This is a genomic window from Gordonia rubripertincta (genome assembly GCF_038024875.1).
In the GTDB taxonomy this organism is placed as follows: domain Bacteria; phylum Actinomycetota; class Actinomycetes; order Mycobacteriales; family Mycobacteriaceae; genus Gordonia; species Gordonia rubripertincta.
Window position 1 is genome coordinate 5,121,080 of record NZ_CP136136.1, and the last position, 17,262, is coordinate 5,138,341.

The window sequence follows — 17,262 nt, forward strand, 5'->3', positions numbered from 1 at the left end:
GGGAGCGGCCGTCGAGCGTTCCGCGGAACACTCGACGGCGCCTCCGCGCGAGGCCGTCTCCGATCAGGGCACCACCCGGTATCGCAGCATCATGTCGTGATCCTCGTGGTCGAGGATGTGACAGTGCCAGACGTACCCCTGGAGATCCTTGGTGACCATGCCGTGCACGGGTCTGGCACCGGCGTGATTGTGGGGCGACGCCGGTGCCGGCCGGGCCGCCGCCTCGCCGAATGACGCGCGCGTCCAGGACTTCGTCGGATCGGAGGAGAAGATCGCGTCGGGGTCGAACCCCAGTTCATCGGCCGTCGGAAAGCGCACGACGATCGAGGTCACGTGCCCGCCGGTGGCGTGCACAGTGTCCTTCCAACCCGCTTCCCAGGCGGCCGGCCCCCGCATCGGTCCGGCGTAGAAGCGGCTCGGATCCGGCGCCCAGCGGGTACCGATCGGCGGCTGCGGGTTCGCCGCCTGGTACTCGACGGTGCGCAGGGGCCGTCGTCCGAGGATGCGGAACATGACCAGGTGCAGGTGGACCGGATGCGGGTCCGGGGTGATGTTGATGATGTCCCAGCGTTCGGTGGTGCCCGCCCGCGGTTTCTCTATCTGGGGGTCGGAGTAGCGCAGGTTGTTCAACGACATGATGGCCGGTGGGACACGCAGTTCGTAGGGCTGGGAGACGCTGACCTTCCGGATGCGCTGCGGGGTGGCGATCGGCGGGATTCGGGCGGGGCGTCCTCGACCGCCCCGAAGCGTCGTCGGGACGCCCCGGCGGTCGCCGCGTGCTGCGCCGGCGATGAAACGGCAGAACCGCGTCATCGCCACCTCGCCGAGCATCGCCGCCTGGAACGGCGGTACCAGATCATTGCACAGATCCACTGTCTCCCCGGGCGCCAATGAGCTGAAATCGACGAGTAGATCGAAGCGCTCGCCGGGCGCCGCCTGGAACGATCGGGTGGGGACCGGCGCGTTGAGCAGGCCGCCTTCGTTGCCGATGACCCAGAAGCGCATGCGGTTGGAGAAGAAGAGATTCCACACCGAGAACGACGCCGCGTTGATCAGCCGGAAACGGTACAGCCCGCGGGCCACCGTCGTCGTCGGCCAAACCTTGCCGTTGACCAGGCCGCGGTCGCCGACCGCTCCTCCCTCCCACATCCCCTGGGGGACCACGGGCGTAGAGCGTAGTGACTGATGCCCGTCGGCGCGGAAGATCTTCTCCTGCAGGATGAGTGGGATCTCGTACTCACCGGCGGGAAGACCCAGCGGGTTCTGGGGCGTACCCGTGTCGTGGTCGTCGCGCAGGAAGTACATCCCGGCGAGTCCGGCGTAGACGTTGGCACGCGTGATCGCCATCGCGTGGTCGTGATACCAGAGGTGGCCGGCCTCTTAACGATTGGGGAACTCGAACAGCGCCGTGCCGTGATGCGGCAGCATCAGCCGTTCGGGGTTGCCGTCGAATTGCGGTGGGGTGACCCCGCCGTGGAGATGCATCGAGGTGACCGGCTCGTCGCGGTACCGCTCGGAGACGCCATGCAGCGACGTGTCCAGATCCGCCGCGAAGATATGCTTGCCGAGCTCGCTGCGATAATGCACGGTGGTCTGCTCGCCGACATGCGCCTCGATGGTGGGTCCCAGGTACGACTCGTCGTTGTACGCCATCGTCGGCACCTTCGGCTGGTCGCGATGGAACCGGTTACTGGTGGTGCGGGCGACGATCTCGATCGGCTTCGACGGCGACGAGGTGATCGTGCCCGGCACGGGAAGGTCGTCGACGTACGGAGCCATCTCCGGTGAATGGAAGATGGTCGGCCACTTGATGGGCGGGAGCTTCGCGACCGGCAGCGGATCCCCGGCTGCCGGCGGGGTGCCGAAACGGCCCGCCATCGCAGCCGCCGCGGTGGCGGCGGTTGTCCCCCACAGAAATTGCCGACGATTGATCCTCTGCCCTACGCGATCCCCCTACCCCGGACGACTCGAAACTGATGAACCATACCACCGGTATGGTTCTCGGGACACAGCTCCGTGCAACCCTCGAATGCCGGGTCGTCGTGGTGTACTCGGTCACGCGTATCGTCCGCGCCGACCGGAGAGGACCGCCCGAAAGATGCCCGAGTCCCGTCGGAGTTCACGCCTGGGCGCCACCGACTGGGTAGACGCCGCATTCGCACTGCTCACCGCCGAAGACGGAGGTGAACACGGGGTCACGATCTCCCGTTTGTGCACGACGCTGGAAGTCACCAAGGGCAGCTTCTACTGGCACTTCAGAGACCTCGACGCCCTGTGGGAAGCGATGGCCGTGCGCTGGCAGGAGGAGAACCGCCGACGCATCACCGACGTGGACGAGCTCTCCGAGATGCCGCCCGACGGCCGCCTGATCGCTTTGTCGACGATGCTGATCGGCAAGGATCATCTGACGGTGGAACGCGCCATCCGTAGCCGGGCGCGCAGCAACGCCAACATCGCCGACACGGTGCGCAACATCGACGCGGAGATCTTCCAGGCGGTCGAGGCCATCGTGGGTCAGTTCGGGATGGACCCGGGTCAGGCCCGCCTGTTGTCCGACGTCCTGGTGTACGCCGGGATCGGCTACATCCACGGACACGAAGGGCTACCGACCATCTCCCCGGACGACATACAGCGCGCGATACCCGGGTTGTTGTCCTTGACCCTGGCCCAACCTTCTACCGATCCGGAACCGCCTGCGTCGGACAGCCCCTGACGCTGCGACTCACCCTGTAGTAGAATTCGCTACCTCAAATCACAAGCGCTAGTTCGCGAATGCATCCTCACATCAGTTCAGGAAGTACACATTCGGTCAGCGGCGCGAGATCCGAGGGCAACACCGAGCCGTCGAGCGGCAGCCAGCGCAATTCGGCGATCTCGGCTGCGGGACTCAAGGCGCCCGCATCCCGATCCAGCGGCGTCGAGCAGACGAAGACCGCCGCCTCGACGTCGAATCCGTCCTCGTTGGCGGCCGCGGCCCGGTAGTCGCCGCGCGGCTGGAGTTGAGAGGGATCGAGTTCGAGCTGGAGTTCCTCCCGGCACTCCCGGATCGCGGTGTGTAGCGCACTCTCGCCGGGTTCGGGCTTGCCCCCGGGGAACATGAATCGGGTGGTGCCGCGCTTACGCACGGTCAGGACTGCGCCGGTGGAATCCCGAAGGACCACCGCACTCACGCGGATGACTGCCGACTCGACCACCCAGCCACTGTAGAGCCCGCGCCCGACCGGGGGCTCTACCAGCGGTCGCGTCCGAGTCCCCGGACCGATCCAGACGTCGGCGTAGGCTCGAATCAACAGCGAAAATCATTGAAACGGTGGACTTTCGGAGAGTCGCGTCGAGGAGGTGACCCCGGTGGCTTGGACCGGTGACCCGATCTGGCTGGCCGACGTGTTGCGTGCCGAGGGCCTGAAGGTGATCGAACACGCCGGCTGGCGCGGCCGCGGGCACGGGGACTTCCGCGACCTGCGCGGCGTGATGTGCCACCACACCGCAGGCGGCGGTCCTGACGACTGGCGGGTCGTGCAGAACGGGAGGCCTGGCCTGCCGGGGCCTCTCGCGCAACTCGTCCTCGAGCGCGACGGCACGTTCCGGGTGATCGCCGTCGGGGTGGCGTGGCATGCGGGGGCCGGTTCCCATCCGGGCTGGCCGACCGACAACGCGAACTGGCATGTCATCGGGATCGAGGGCGTGAACAACGGCGTGGGTCAGGCCTGGCCGGCGGCGCAGATGGATGCCTACCGGCGTGGCTGTGCGGCGATTCTACGTCGGATCGGCCGACCCGCGTCGGATTGCGTCGGTCACAAGGAGTGGTCGTCGGAGGGCAAGATCGACCCGAACTTCGACATGGTGTCGTTCCGGGCCGAGGTCGCCCGCCTCATCGCCGGCGGCCCACCGGTACCCGTGGAGAACGAGATCGACGCCGAAGCCGTCGTTGCCCGTGCCTGGATCGGCGCCCGGCTCACACATGGGGAGCTCTCGACCGCGGACGGCATCGGACGGTTCGCCCGGTTCGCCAACGGTTCCATCTACTGGCATCCCGATGTGCGGAACGGCGAGGCTACGGCCGTTCCGGCACACCTGATGGAGACCTACGCGCAGTACGGCTACGAGACCGGATTCCTCGGCTACCCGACGCTGCGCCACACCGTCGTGCCCGGCGTCGGCGACATCCAGGCATTCGAAGGCGGCACCCTGTACCGCCGTTACGGGCACGACGGGTTCCCGGTGCGCGGTGTCATCGGCAGGCGCTGGGCGGCGGAAGGCCACGAGACCGGACCCCTGGGCTGGCCGATATCCGACGAATACGACAACGGCACCGGCGGACTCGCACAGGACTTCCAGAAGGGGCGCCTGCAGTGGGACCCGTCCGGGGTGGTCAAAGAGATGGGTCGGCGCAGCGACGCCGTGTGATCACCAGACCGTCCATACCTCAGGGTGGCGATCATCGTCGCGGCATTCATCCTCGTCGCGGTTGCCGCGGTGTCCTTGTGAGTACCGGAACGAGTCATGGCCGGTGCTGGCGACCGAGACACTCCCCGACGATCAGCTGCCGGTGTTGTCCAGCCACCTCAAGAGCGAGTACAGGAACCGCGTCGAACCGGGCATGAAGTTGTTGCCGTGGTGGTACGTGGGATCGAGGGTGGTGGCGCTGATCCGGCCCGGCGTGCTGACGGTGTCCTCGTAGAGGATCGCGCCCGCGTCGGCGCGTGCACCGGTCTCGTCGGGCTCCTCCGCGACCACGAGCGGTACGACGTCGGCCTCGGTGTGCAGCAACCCGTGGTGATGCCAGATCACGGACTTGGTGGACAGGTACTCCCACGCCTCGTGCTCGGGGTTACGCGTACGGATCAACGGGTCCGAGCCCTCCAGCCACCACCAGAAGTTGGTCGGACGAGGACTCCACGAGACGCCCGGAAGCCAGGTGTGGGCGGCGTTCTCACCGAGCACGACGAGCGTTCCGCCACGCTGAGGTACCGCGAGGAGCTGCGCGGTGTGCTTGCGAACGAGTTCGGGATGAAGCCGGTCGGCGAGCACGACGGTGTCGAACGCGTCGAGATCCCCGTCGGCGAGATCACCGTCGGCGAGATCACCGAGGGGGACGAACTCGGGCTGATGCACGATGACCGCCGGGTCCTTCAGGGTCTGCAGATGGAAGTGCGAGCCGCCGTGGACGAACGCCAGGCGCCGGCGCGAGCGCGGCGCGCGGTCGGTGCGGGCGAAGGGTTCGGCGACGGGATCGGTGGTCGTGGTCATACCTGGGCCTCCTGCTGGGCGAGCCACGTGAGCAGCTGAGGAAAGATTCGTGCGGAGGTGTTCGGGTCCTCCTGGTGGACACCAACATCGAGGCCACCGTGGACGAGCACCTGGCCGGCGCCGAGCGGATACACGTAGTCGACCGGAAGTGCGTTGCGGCCGATGCGGTTTGCCACCACCGCCCCCTCCGGCAGCTTGTCACTGTAGCCACGGGCATAGAAGCCGGACACCCCGCGTCGGAAACTGACGTCGACCGGATCGGCTCCCTCCCACACGGGATGCGCGTCGCCGGAGACGATCGCGAGGTCCTTGGGGCCGAAGTACTGCAGCTTGCGCCACTTGCCGAGGCCGGGCAGGAAACGGGTCAGGGGATGCCCCATGATCGCGACCCGGCCACCGGCGGTGACGAACTCGGTGAGCAGGTCGCGACGTCGTTCGAGGAAGATCTGGTCGCAGTTGCCGTTGATCAGCACCCCGCGGACGGTGGTCAGATCCACTTCGTCGAGCGAGTACAGGTCGACGGGCGTGACCTCAGCCGAGACGTCGGTGACGCCGGACATGCCGGCGTTCGATCCCATGGTCAGATGCAGAACAGGTGGAAGTGACTGCGGCGCAGTCGGTTCGGTACTCATCGAGATACTTTCTGTAGGGAGGGCGCCGCGGGGGCTGTATCCGCGAACGTGTCATATCGGGTGTAGAGAACGGTGCGGGGGCCGCCGCGGTCGTCGACGGTCGTACTCACCACGTCGATTCCGTACAGCTCGCTGAGCACATCGTCGGTGACGAGTTCCGGAACGGCCCCTACGCGGATGTCGTCGACCGAACGCATCACCACGGCGCGCCCGCCGAGGTGTAGGACGTGATCGGGGTGATGGGTGGTGAGCAGGATGCCCATCCCCTCGGTCGCCAGATTCCGCAGCAGCTCGAGCACGCGGGCCTGGTTCCGTAGGTCCAGGGCCGAGACCGGTTCGTCGAGGATCAGGAAGTTGCAGTCGGACACCAGCGCTCGTGCGATCAGCACGAGCTGGCGCCGGCCGCCGGACAGTTCCGCGAAGCTGCGCGTCGCCAGTTCGGCGATCCCGACCCGCTCGAGGATCTCGCGGGTGCGTGCGGCGTCGGCACGGCTGGGGGTGGCGAACGCCGACACCTTCTTGGCCCGTCCCATCAGGACCATGTCGAACGCCGAGTAGGCGAAGTTCGACGCACTCGCTTGCGGGACATAGCCGATCGCGGCGTCGTGGGTGACGGTGCCCTCGGACAACCGCGTCAAGCCGGCGATACAGCGCAGCAGCGTGGTCTTGCCCTGCCCGTTGGGGCCGAGGATGGAGGTGATGCCTCCGTCGATGCGCAGGTTGGCGTTCCGGAACACCCAGTCGCAGCGCGGGTGATGGAAGCCGGCGTTCCGTAGTTCGAGGGCGCTGTGGTCAGCCATCGATGAACGCCTGTCTGCGCGAGTTGCTCAGGAGCAGAACGAAGACGGGGGCACCGATGATCGCGGTGAGGATACCGAGCGGGATCTCGCCGGCGCTGATGGTGCGCGACAAGGTATCGATGATCGTCAGGTATGCGGCGCCGAGGACGAACGTCGTGGGCATCGAGATCCGGTGGTCGGGTCCGACCCACAGCCGGGCCATGTGCGGGACGACCAGGCCGACCCAGCCGATCACCCCCGATACCGCCACGGCACCGGCGGTCATGAACGCCACCATCGTCAGCAACACCGCGCGCAGCCGTCCCGGGTTCAGTCCGAGCGCGGTCGCGTCGTCGTCGCCGAGCGAGAGGATGTTGATCCGCCAGCGCAGCCCGATCAGCACCGTCGTGCCGATGAGGATCGGGATGGCGGCGATCAGCACCTTCCCCATGTCGGCCGTGGCCAGAGAACCCATGAGCCAGAACACGATCGACGGCAGCGTCGTGTACGGGTCGGCGACGTAGGTGATGAACGAGACCAGCGCCGAGAAGAAGGCGCTCGTGACCACCCCGCCGAGCACGATGGTGAGTATCGGCCCGCCCGCCCGGGTGCGCCCGATCAGCAGCACCATGCCGAGCGCGACCAGCCCGAACAGAAACGCCCCACCGACGAGGAAAGCCGATCCGAGCCCGAAGATGAGCGCGAGGACACCGCCGAACGACGCCCCGGAGGACACCCCGAGGATCTGCGGGCTCACCAGCGGATTGCGGAACGCCGCCTGTAGTGCCGCGCCGCCCAGGGCCAGCCCACCACCGACGAGCATGGCGAGCAGGACGCGCGGAAGTCGCACGCCCAGAACCACGTTGGTCTCCGCCTCGGTCCAGGTGCGGGGCAACGCGATCACCTCGTTGACGAGGATGCGGGCGACCTCGTTGACCGGAACGGTGTAGCGACCCACCGACAGCGAGATCAGGCCCACCGCAACGATGCCGATGGTCAGGACCAGCGGCACCACGATGCGCGTCGACGCACGTGTCTTCTCGGGCTCGACGACGAGCTCAGGCGCGGAAGTCGTCATAGTCCGCGCTGCCCGCGTTGACCTGCATGTGCAGGATTCGATCGATGTCGGCGTCGGTCACGTCGTATGCGTACAGCGTCCGGTAGGTCTCGCGGATGCGCCCGCGCAGTTGGTGGTCGACGTCCGGGAAAAAGACCGAGTTGGTCCACAACCACATCAGGTTGGACTCGTAGCACGGCGGGTCCCAGGAGAAACCGCCGAGCGGGGCCTTGTAGACCCGCTTGTTCTTCACCGCCGACAACGACGACCAGCGGGGATCAGCGTAGATGTCGGCGGGTGTCGTCGGTTCGAAGTTGCCGAGGATCACGATCTCGGGATCCCAACCCAGGATCTGCTCACGGGTGACACCGAAGCTCGAACCCTTACCCGCACCCGAGGCAACGTTCTTGCCGCCGGCCAGCTTGATCCAGAAGTCCATGTAGCTGTTGTCGGCGCCGACCTTGAGGTCAGGCGCGTTGTACATATACATGACGCGCGGAGCCGCCGAGGCATGGGCTGCGGCTGCCTTCTCGACGGTCTTGCGGTCGGCGGCCATCGTCGCGAGGACCGCGTCGGCCTCCGATTTCTTGCCGAGTAATTCCCCGAAGATCGAGATCCACGCCTCGAGATCCTCCTGGGTGCCGTACTTGAGCAGCAGCACCTTCAGTCCGGCGTTACGCAGCGGCGCGACGATGTCGTCGCCTTTGTCGCCCCACTGGATCACGACGTCCGGGTTGAGGCTCAAGATGTGCTCGACGTTCGGCACGAAGTCGTTGCCGGCGACCACCGGGGTGTCGAGGAACGCCGGGAACATCGTGCCCAGCATGCCCTTGGAGGCCATCGAGATCGCGACCTCGTTGACGCCGACGTTGCGGGCGGTGGACTGGTCCGAACCGATGATCATCGACGGAACCGGGATGATCGTCGACGCGATACGGCCGACCGGGGTGTCGAAGGTGACCGTGTTCTGATACTGGTCGACGACGGTGATCGGACCGCCCGCGGCGCCGGTGCCGGCGGTCTCGGAGACGACTTCGCGGCTCGAGCACGCGGTGACACCCAGGGCGCCCAGGGCAAGCGCGGCAACCCCCATCGAACGCATGAGGTCGCGGCGCGACAAGTTCGCGGCAGGGGTGGACGGACGGGGGCGGGCAGCCAAGGTCATGGAGATTGATTTGGACGTAGCCGCGGCGTCGATGGTTCCATGACCGGGTGACCGATCGTGACGCCCGGCACGCGAGCGAGGGGTTGCCTACTCTCTGCTTCATGAGAACCGGTTGGCACCTCCCCTGGCAGGGCGGGAATCTATGGCTCCTCACAAACGGGGAGCGGTGAGGACTGCACTGACGTCGATATCTGGGCCATCGGCATACAGCTCGACGGGCAGGGGCGGAACTACGTCCGCCGAATCCCCTCGATCAAGAACGGCGACTCAGTCGAACTGATTTTGGAGCCGGTCTTCGGGGCGAGCTCTGGGGAAGTGCACTTCAAGGTGAATGCGCGATCCGCACGCGGTCGCCGACTTTGAACTCGGGTCGATGCACGGAACGGGGAGGCATGAACCCAGTCATGCTGGCCTTTCATGCCGTCGGCAGCGATCTCGGCAGTGGTAGGACAAAGTTAGGACACATCGCCTCGCTCCGAGATCGCCCAGGACATAAAGAAACCCGCTCCGACCGAAGTCAGAGCGGGTTTATCGATTGTGGAGCTAAGGGGACTCGAACCCCTGACCCCCACACTGCCAGTGTGGTGCGCTACCAGCTGCGCCATAGCCCCGTATTTTTTGTTTCGCCCTGTTCAAGGGCACTGTGAAAGTTACACCACTGCCTCGACGGCGACCAAATCCGCAGGAACCGGGCCCATTGCGGGGCCCGGTCCCCTTGGATCAGGACTTGTTGCCGGACAGGATTCCGTCGAGCCAGCCGGTGCCGTCGAGCAGTCCTTCGACGGGTTTGCCGTCGTGGAGGACGCTCGGGGTGCCGACTTGGCCGGCGGCCTTCTTCAGTTCGTCGCTCGACGTGGTGGCGTTCGCTTCGGCCTGCGCGACCTTCTCGTTGTCGGTGATGCACTTGGCGGTCGCAGGCGTCGCGCCCTGCGAGGTCGCCAGGCGCGCCAGTTCGGGGCTGGTGATGTTGCCGGTGCCGTCCTCGGCCGGCTGGGCGGCGAACAGTGCGCTGTGGAACCGGAGGAACAGGTCGGTGTTCTGCTCCTGCGCCACACAGGTCAGCGCGCCCGCGGCCCGGGAGCTGTAGTCACCGGTCGCCGACCGCGAGTTCAGGAAGTTGAGCGTGTGATAGCGCACCCGCAGCTTGCCCTCGGTGACCGCGGCGGTGATCGCAGGTCCCGACTGCTGCTCGAACATCTTGCACACCGGGCACAGGGGATCCTCGAAGACATCGATCAGCGGCGCGTTCTCGGGTCCGACGATCATCGTCGAACTGGCGGCGAGTGCGGACTGGTCCGCGGTTCCCTTGTCACGACCGCTCCACCAGATCCCGCCGATGACCAGGCCCGCGATCACCAGGACCGCGATACCGCCGAGAACGTAGGTCATCGTGCTCGACGGTGCGCTCGGCTGATACTTCGATGTGGTGGCGCGGGGCACGGAGGCTCCCGACTTACGCTTTTCGCTCACGTAACGACAATATCCGCGCCGTACTGATAATCGGCTGAGTAGATACACCCGAAGAGCACCGATTACGTGCCGCTTTCGCGATGATCTCGACACGGCTCGACCGGCGGGGGAAGTCGCGCCCGGCGGCTCGTTCCATACGTCGTTACGCTCGCCGGGTGACCAACAGCGATGTCGACGAGGAAATGAACCCGATCAGCCATGAGCACCCGGACGTCTCGGGCGGCCGGGTGCGCGCGGCGACCTTCGGCGCGATGGACGGGTTGGTCACCAACATCAGCCTCGTCGCCGGCGTCGGAGGGGCGGGGGCCAGTGCGCACACGATCGTCCTGTCGGGTGTCGCCGGGCTGATCGCGGGCGCGTTCTCGATGGCCCTCGGCGAGTTCACCTCGGTGTCGACGCAGAACGAGCAACTCGACGCCGAGGTGGATGTCGAGCGCTCCGAGATCGCGAAGAATCCCCGTGGGGAACTCAACGAACTCGTCGAGATGTTCACCGAGATGGGTATGACCGAGGAGACCGCGACCACCGCGGCGCACGAGATCCATCGGGACCCTGAGTGCGCGGTCGACGTCCACATCACGCAGGAACTCGGCGTCGCCCCGTCGGACAAGCCCTCGCCGTGGGTGGCGGCGATCTCGTCGTTCGTGATGTTCGGCATCGGCGGCGTCGTCCCGCTGATCCCCTACCTGCTCGGGTTCTCCTCATTGATCCTCGGCCTGTCGGTCGGCGCCGTCGGCCTGCTCATCGCCGGAGGCGTCGCCGCCTACGTCACCCGCCATCCGATCGCCCGGGGCGCGCTGCGCCAGCTGTGCTTCGGCGCGATCGCCGCCGGCGCCACCTATCTGGTGGGCCTGGCGATCGGCGTCCCCGCGGGCGGCTGATCAGCTCCCGAGAGCGGTGTCGACGACCTGCTGCGCCTCCTTCTGCACCTGCGCGAGATGCTCAGGGCCCTTGAAGGATTCGGCGTAGATCTTGTAGACGTCCTCGGTTCCGGACGGCCGAGCGGCGAACCACGCGTTCTCGGTGGTGACCTTCAGACCGCCGATCGCCGCCCCGTTGCCGGGTGCGGTCGTCATGACCGCGGAGATCGGTTCACCGGCGAGTTCGGTGGCCTTCACCTGCTCCGGCGACAGTTTCGACAGCACCGCCTTCTGCTCGCGCGAGGCGGGCGCGTCGATACGGGTATAGGAGGTCTCCCCGTACTGCTCGGCGAGTTCGGCGTACCGCTGCGACGGTGTCTTTCCGGTGACGGCCAGGATCTCCGAGGCGAGCAGCGCCATGATGATGCCGTCCTTGTCGGTCGACCACGGCGTGCCGTCGAACATGAGGAACGACGCCCCGGCGCTCTCCTCGCCACCGAAGGCGACGCGTCCGGAGAGCAGACCGTCGACGAACCACTTGAAACCGACGGGCACCTCCAGCAGCGGCCGCCCGATTCCGGTGACCACTCGGTCGATCAGCGACGACGAAACCAGCGTCTTGCCGACCGCCGCCTGCTCCGACCACTGCGGACGATGCGTGAACAGGTAGTCGATGGCCACCGCGAGGTAGTGGTTCGGATTCATCAGGCCGGCGTCGGGCGTGACGATCCCGTGGCGGTCGGAGTCGGCGTCGTTGCCGGTCGCGATGTCGAAGGAGTCGCGCGCGGAGATCAGCGACGCCATCGCGTTCGCCGACGAGCAGTCCATCCGGATCTTGCCGTCGGTGTCGAGCGTCATGAAGGAGAACGTCGGGTCGACGGTGGGGTTGACGACGGTGAGGTGTTCGAGGTTGTAGCGCAGCCCGAGGTGGGCCCAGTACCCGACCGACGCACCACCGAGCGGGTCGGCACCGATGTGGATGTCGGCGTCATGGATTGCCTTCATGTCGATGACGCCGCCGAGGCCCTCGATGTAGCCCTGTAGGAACGAGTAATCCTGGACGAACTCACTGGATCGGGCCCGCTCGAACGGGATCCGCTTCACGCCGTCGAGCTTCGCCGCGAGCAGGTCGTTGGCGCGGGCGGCGATGACCGAGGTGACCGTGGTGTCGGCCGGACCACCGGTCGGCGGGTTGTACTTGAACCCGCCGTCGCGAGGCGGGTTGTGCGACGGCGTCACCACGATGCCGTCGGAGAGTACGCCGGGGTTCTCCTTGTTGAACGTCAGGATCGCCCGACTGACCGCGGGGGTGGGGGTATACGAGTCGTCCTCGGCGGTCAACACCGCCACCTCGTTGGCGGCGAGAACCTCCAGCGCGGTCCGCCACGCCGGAATCGACAAAGCGTGCGTATCGAAACCGATGAACAGCGGACCTGTGATTCCCGCACTGCGCCGGTATTCGACGATGGCCTGGGTCGTCGCGAGAATATGCGCTTCGTTGAATGCGGTGTCGAAACTCGAGCCCCGATGGCCGGAGGTCCCGAACACGACCTGCTGCAACGGGTCCGACGGATCGGGGACGTTGTCGTAATAGGCACGCTCGAGTGCCTCCACGTCGACGAGGTCTTCGGGCAGGGCCAATGTTCCAGCGCGGGAATGTGCCATATCCGCGATTCTGCCATCAAGATCGGAATTCGCCCGTCCGACGACACCAATTCGTCAAGCTCACCAGACCGGTCCATATTCCGCCCGGAATCGAATCGCTAGGGTGGAGCGATCGACGACGTGCCGTTGGAGGCCTGCCAGACCATGTTGAACCCCGGTCCCCTGCGACTGCTCTCCCCCGGCCTGTTCCCGACCCGGCGAGCCCCGGCCGGACTTCTCGTCCTGGTGCTGCCCGGCGGCACCGACGACAGCCGCAAGCCGTTCAGTCCTTGGCAGGGATCGGCGTTACGCATGTACCCGTTCACGTGGTCGTTGCGGTTGCGCTACGGACGCGCCGTTCGGGTGCATCAGGTGCGGTACCGCGTCTACGGCTGGAACGGCGACGAGAGCAGCCCGATGCTCCCGGCGCGCGCCGCGCTCGACGAGTTGTGCCGACGCCACCCCGGCACCCCGGTCGTCGCGATCGGCCATTCGATGGGCGGCCGGGTCGCCGCGCAACTCGCCGCCGACCGCCGTGTCATCGGCGTCCTCGCCCTCGCCCCCTGGTGGCAGCACGCCGACTGGCGACACATCCAACCGGGTGCCCGCGTGGTGGCAGTCCACGGCGCCGCGGACGAACGCACCTTCGCCAAGCGCACCCGCAAGGGCATCGACGAGTTGTCGGCACAGGGCGTCGACGCCGAGTTCGTCAACGTCCCCGACGGCGGCCACGCGATGCTCGACCATGTCGGCCTGTGGCAGCGGAGCGCACTCGACTTCGTGGGCGAACGCCTGGCCGCTGTGCACCGTAACTAGACTTCGCACGCTGAAGTCTCCGGTCCCCGGCGGCCCGCACCACGAAGGAGTCCATCGCATGAGCGCGATCACCGTCACCGATCAGGGCACCCAGATCTCCTTCACCATCGACGACGTGACCCGATACCACGGTCCCGGCTTCCCGGGCGGCGTCGCGCACGCGTTCAAGGTCCTCGAGCGAGCTCTGCCTCAACTCGGTGAACCCGGCTCGGTCGAGCGCCGCGACATCGTCGTGGCCACGGCACACACCGGGCCCGGTGTACGGGACACCTTCGAGATGGTCAGCGCACTGCCGAGGAGGAGGCGCGCCTGACCTACCTCAAGCAGGAGATGGCGGATCGGCTCCTGGCCGCGCCGGCCGAGGCGGTCTACGACGTGGTGGACGGCTGACACCGCCACCACGTCGGTCCCCGTTCACTCTTATCGCCGAGCTCCGGACAGTTCTTCGACGAACTCCGGGTAGAACTCGACGTAGGTGTCGCCGGAGAGTACGTACATCGGGTCGTCACCGGTCTCGGAGTAGGCCTGCTTGCGCAGTTCGGTGCGCATGTTCTTGAAGGTCGACGTGTGCTCGAGCTGGTCGACGATCCGCACGAACAGCGGGACCGCATAGCTCGGTAGCCCCTTCCGGACGTGCGCGGCGAAGCCCGCGGCGTCGAACTCCTGACCGTCGTGGAGGCTCACCGCCGCCATCCCGGCCTTGCCGTCGACGCCGGGCACCGGCACACCGAAGACGACGGCCTCCTCCACAGCGTCGTGTGCGTCGATCACGGCCTCGACCTCGGTGGTGGCGACGTTCTCGCCCTTCCAGCGGAAGGTGTCACCGATGCGGTCGACGAAGCCGATGTGGTGGAAGCCCTGGTCGCGGACGACGTCGCCACTGTTGAACCACTGGTCGCCCTTCTTGCGGGCATCGCGGACGATCTTCTTCTCGGTGGCCTTCGGGTCGGTGTAACCGTCGAAGGGGACGCGCGAGTTGATCTGCGCCAGAAGCAGTCCCGTGCCACCCTTACCGACCTTCTGCACCCGACCATCGGGTCCGCGGAGCGGCTCACCGGTCTCCTCGTCGTACTCGACGACGATGTACGGCAGGGGTGAGAAACCCGCGGTCTTCGACAGCCCGAAGACGTTGACGAAGCCGATGTTGGCCTCGCTCGCCGCATACAGCTCGACGATGCGGTCGATGCCGAACCGTCCGGTGAAGTCGTCCCAGATGTCGGGGCGCAAGCCGTTGCCGACGGCGAGCCGGACGCGGTGCGCGCGGTCGGTCGGCTTCGGCGGCTGCGCAAGGAGATACCGGCACAGCTCGCCGATGTAGCTGAACGCGGTGGCGTCGTTCTCGATGAGCTCGTCGAAGAATCGTGACGCCGAGAACTGCTTGCCGATCGCGAGGCAGGCCCCGGAGTTGAGCACCGACGACAGTGAGATCGTGAGCGCGTTGTTGTGGTAGAAGGGCAGCGCCGTGTACATCACGTCATCGCTGCGTAGACGGATCCCCAGGCCGCCGATGCCGTTCATGGCGACCAGCCAACGGTAGTGACTCAGCTTGCTGGCCTTGGGATATCCGGTGGTGCCGGAGGTGAAGATCAGGATCGCGGTCGAGCCGACCTCGACGGATTCGGTGGCCTTCGGATTGACCGGCGAGCACGGTGCGACCAGCGACGGCAGCTTTTCGAAGGTGAATTCTTTTGCCGGACGCGCACTCTGCGGGACCGAGTCCAGGGCCTCGCCCAGATCTTCCTGGTACAGAACAGCCTTGGCGTCGAGGAGTCCGAGGCTGTGCTCGAGCACTGCGCCGCGCTGGTGGAAGTTGATCATGCCGCAGATGGCGCCGATCTTGACGATGCCCAGCATGGCGATCACGACATCGGGGTGGTTCTTCGACAGCACCGCCACCACATCGCCCTTGCCGACGCCCTCACGCGTCAGGAAGTCGGCGAGACGGTTGGCCCGGGCGTTGGCCTCGCGGTAGGTGATCGACGAACCCTCGAAGCGCAGGAAGTCGCGGTCGGGGTACTTGTCGACGGACTGCTGGAAGCGCTTGCCGATCGACATCTTGGTGGTCGGTGGCTTGGGCAGCATCTCCGGCAACACACGCAGAACGGTCCCGATGTCCTTGCGCAGCGATGCGACGCCCGCCGCCATGTCGGCGAGACGGATGTCGGGCAGGAGCCCGGTCCCCGATGCGTGATCAACCATTCAAAGCCTCCCCGGTGTGTGTTCGACGACACACACCATAGCCGGAGATCCGCAACAATGGAACGCATAGATCGATTCGTTCCAACCGTGAGTCCACCCTTCGTCTTGGCGTTGCACCTGTGACCGGCCACACTGTGTACCCATGACCGACAACACCGTTGACGCGCCGAACCGAGGAGGAACCCCGCCGGGGCCGCTCGATGGCGTCACCGTGCTCGAGCTGGGCACCCTGATCGCGGGTCCGCACGCCGCCCGCCTCCTCGGCGACATGGGCGCCGACATCATCAAGATCGAACCGCCGGGTAAACCCGATCCGATCCGCACCTGGGGTCAGGCCGAGGTCGACGGCCACCGCTTCTACTGGACGGTCCACGCCCGCAACAAGAAAGCGATCACCCTCGACCTGCGCTCCGACCGCGGCCGTGAGATCTTCCTCCAGCTCGCCGACCGCGCCGACATCGTCGTCGAGAACTTCCGGCCCGGCACGCTCGAACGTCTCGGCATCGGCCCGGACGTGCTGTCGGAACGCAACCCCGGCCTCGTCATCGTGCGGGTGTCCGGCTACGGGCAGACCGGGCCGGATGCGACGCGCGCCGGTTATGCATCCGTCGCCGAAGCGGCGAGCGGCCTACGGTATCTGAACGGTTACCCCGGGCAATTGCCTCCGCGACTGGCACTTTCGATAGGCGACACCCTCGCCGGCATGTTCGCCGCCCAGGGTGCACTGGCCGCGCTGTACCGGCGCACGGTGACCGGGAAGGGCCAGGTCGTCGACACGTCACTCATCGAATCCTGTGTCGCCGTGCAGGAATCGGCGATCGCCGACTACGACGCGGGCGGCGTGGTGCGCGGACCGTCGGGCACCCGACTCGAGGGCATCGCGCCGTCGAACCTCTACCCCACCAGCGACGGCACCCACGTCATCATCGCAGCCAACCAGGACTCGGTGTTCGCCCGGCTCTGCCAGGCGATGGGCCGTCCCGAACTCGCCACCGACGAACGGTTCGCCGATCACACCGCCCGCGGTCGCAACCAGGACGAGCTGGACGTGATGATCGGCGATTGGTCGGCGCAGTACTCCGCCGAGAAACTCACCGAGGTGCTGAGCGCCGCGGGAGTCGTTGTGGGACCGGTCAACACGGTCGCCGAGGTGGTCGCAGACCCGCACCTGCGGGCGCGCGGCATGATCGCCGAACACTACGACGAAGGCGCCCAGCGCACCGTACTCGGACCCGGCGTCGTCCCTCAGTTCAGCGAGACACCCGGCGGCATCCGCAATGCCGGACCGCCCACGCCGGGGTACGACAACGAGGCCGTCTACGGCGAGATGCTGGGGCTGTCGTCGGCCGACCTGACCGAATTACATGAGGGCGGGGTCATCTGACTCGAC

The 17,262-nt window shown here is 66.7% G+C and carries 14 protein-coding genes, 1 tRNA gene and 2 pseudogenes; 6 read left to right on the forward strand and 11 right to left on the reverse strand.

The window, feature by feature from the left end:
* Window positions 1-63: 63 nt before the first annotated feature.
* Window positions 64-1,878: pseudogene (locus RVF83_RS23405) on the reverse strand (multicopper oxidase family protein).
* Between the two features lie 220 nt (window positions 1,879-2,098).
* Between RVF83_RS23405 and RVF83_RS23410 the strand changes: the two are divergent.
* On the forward strand, window positions 2,099-2,713 hold the full coding sequence (locus tag RVF83_RS23410; RefSeq protein WP_005198488.1) for a TetR/AcrR family transcriptional regulator: 615 nt from the start codon (window positions 2,099-2,101) through the stop codon (window positions 2,711-2,713).
* A gap of 67 nt (window positions 2,714-2,780) precedes the next feature.
* Here RVF83_RS23410 and RVF83_RS23415 read toward each other — a convergent pair whose 3' ends face one another.
* Window positions 2,781-3,194: an NUDIX hydrolase gene (locus RVF83_RS23415; RefSeq protein WP_083877530.1), complete on the reverse strand. Its 414-nt coding sequence runs from the start codon at window positions 3,192-3,194 to the stop codon at window positions 2,781-2,783.
* Between the two features lie 154 nt (window positions 3,195-3,348).
* Here RVF83_RS23415 and RVF83_RS23420 point away from each other — a divergent pair, with 154 nt between their 5' ends.
* On the forward strand, window positions 3,349-4,407 hold the full coding sequence (locus RVF83_RS23420) for an N-acetylmuramoyl-L-alanine amidase (RefSeq protein ID WP_005198479.1): 1,059 nt from the start codon (window positions 3,349-3,351) through the stop codon (window positions 4,405-4,407).
* A gap of 132 nt (window positions 4,408-4,539) precedes the next feature.
* Here RVF83_RS23420 and RVF83_RS23425 read toward each other — a convergent pair whose 3' ends face one another.
* The 7 genes from RVF83_RS23425 to RVF83_RS23455 all read right to left on the reverse strand — a co-directional run bounded on the left by RVF83_RS23425 (window position 4,540) and on the right by RVF83_RS23455 (window position 10,353).
* Window positions 4,540-5,250, reverse strand: a complete 711-nt coding sequence (locus RVF83_RS23425; protein ID WP_005198478.1) for a hypothetical protein — start codon at window positions 5,248-5,250, stop codon at window positions 4,540-4,542.
* The gene (locus tag RVF83_RS23430) at window positions 5,247-5,882 is read right to left on the reverse strand and encodes a hypothetical protein (protein WP_005198476.1); all 636 of its coding nucleotides are present in this window, start codon (window positions 5,880-5,882) and stop codon (window positions 5,247-5,249) included. The genes RVF83_RS23425 and RVF83_RS23430 overlap by 4 nt, the downstream gene beginning before the upstream one ends.
* Window positions 5,879-6,682, reverse strand: coding sequence for an ABC transporter ATP-binding protein (locus RVF83_RS23435; RefSeq protein WP_005198474.1), 804 nt, complete (start codon window positions 6,680-6,682; stop codon window positions 5,879-5,881). Before RVF83_RS23435 ends, RVF83_RS23430 begins: the two co-directional genes overlap by 4 nt.
* Window positions 6,675-7,739: a FecCD family ABC transporter permease gene (locus tag RVF83_RS23440; protein ID WP_005198472.1), complete on the reverse strand. Its 1,065-nt coding sequence runs from the start codon at window positions 7,737-7,739 to the stop codon at window positions 6,675-6,677. The genes RVF83_RS23435 and RVF83_RS23440 overlap by 8 nt, the downstream gene beginning before the upstream one ends.
* Window positions 7,720-8,883 (reverse strand): ABC transporter substrate-binding protein, encoded by a 1,164-nt coding sequence (locus RVF83_RS23445; protein WP_005198470.1) that lies wholly within the window; start codon window positions 8,881-8,883, stop codon window positions 7,720-7,722. Before RVF83_RS23445 ends, RVF83_RS23440 begins: the two co-directional genes overlap by 20 nt.
* A gap of 538 nt (window positions 8,884-9,421) precedes the next feature.
* Window positions 9,422-9,494 (reverse strand) — tRNA-Ala (locus RVF83_RS23450).
* 109 nt (window positions 9,495-9,603) lie between these two features.
* Entirely contained in the window at window positions 9,604-10,353 is a 750-nt protein-coding gene (locus tag RVF83_RS23455; protein WP_005198469.1) for a DsbA family protein, read from the reverse strand.
* Between the two features lie 182 nt (window positions 10,354-10,535).
* Between RVF83_RS23455 and RVF83_RS23460 the strand changes: the two genes are divergently transcribed.
* Entirely contained in the window at window positions 10,536-11,234 is a 699-nt protein-coding gene (locus RVF83_RS23460; protein WP_005198468.1) for a VIT1/CCC1 transporter family protein, read from the forward strand.
* Here RVF83_RS23460 and pgm read toward each other — a convergent pair whose 3' ends face one another.
* Complete coding sequence (pgm, locus tag RVF83_RS23465) at window positions 11,235-12,878, reverse strand: phosphoglucomutase (alpha-D-glucose-1,6-bisphosphate-dependent) (RefSeq protein ID WP_005198467.1); 1,644 nt, start codon at window positions 12,876-12,878, stop codon at window positions 11,235-11,237. It lies immediately after the preceding gene.
* Between the two features lie 144 nt (window positions 12,879-13,022).
* Here pgm and RVF83_RS23470 point away from each other — a divergent pair, with 144 nt between their 5' ends.
* Window positions 13,023-13,673 carry an alpha/beta fold hydrolase gene (locus RVF83_RS23470; RefSeq protein WP_005198466.1) on the forward strand — a complete coding sequence of 217 codons (651 nt, stop codon included), beginning with the start codon at window positions 13,023-13,025 and terminating at the stop codon, window positions 13,671-13,673.
* 58 nt (window positions 13,674-13,731) lie between these two features.
* Window positions 13,732-14,063, forward strand: a pseudogene (locus RVF83_RS23475) (hypothetical protein).
* Between the two features lie 30 nt (window positions 14,064-14,093).
* On the opposite strand, the gene RVF83_RS23480 reads toward RVF83_RS23475, so the two are convergent.
* Window positions 14,094-15,872, reverse strand: coding sequence for a long-chain-acyl-CoA synthetase (locus RVF83_RS23480; protein WP_005198464.1), 1,779 nt, complete (start codon window positions 15,870-15,872; stop codon window positions 14,094-14,096).
* A 142-nt stretch (window positions 15,873-16,014) separates the two neighbouring features.
* Here RVF83_RS23480 and RVF83_RS23485 point away from each other — a divergent pair, with 142 nt between their 5' ends.
* A complete protein-coding gene (locus RVF83_RS23485) occupies window positions 16,015-17,256 on the forward strand; it encodes a CaiB/BaiF CoA transferase family protein (protein WP_005198462.1) in 1,242 nt (413 codons plus the stop codon).
* Window positions 17,257-17,262 lie beyond the last annotated feature (6 nt).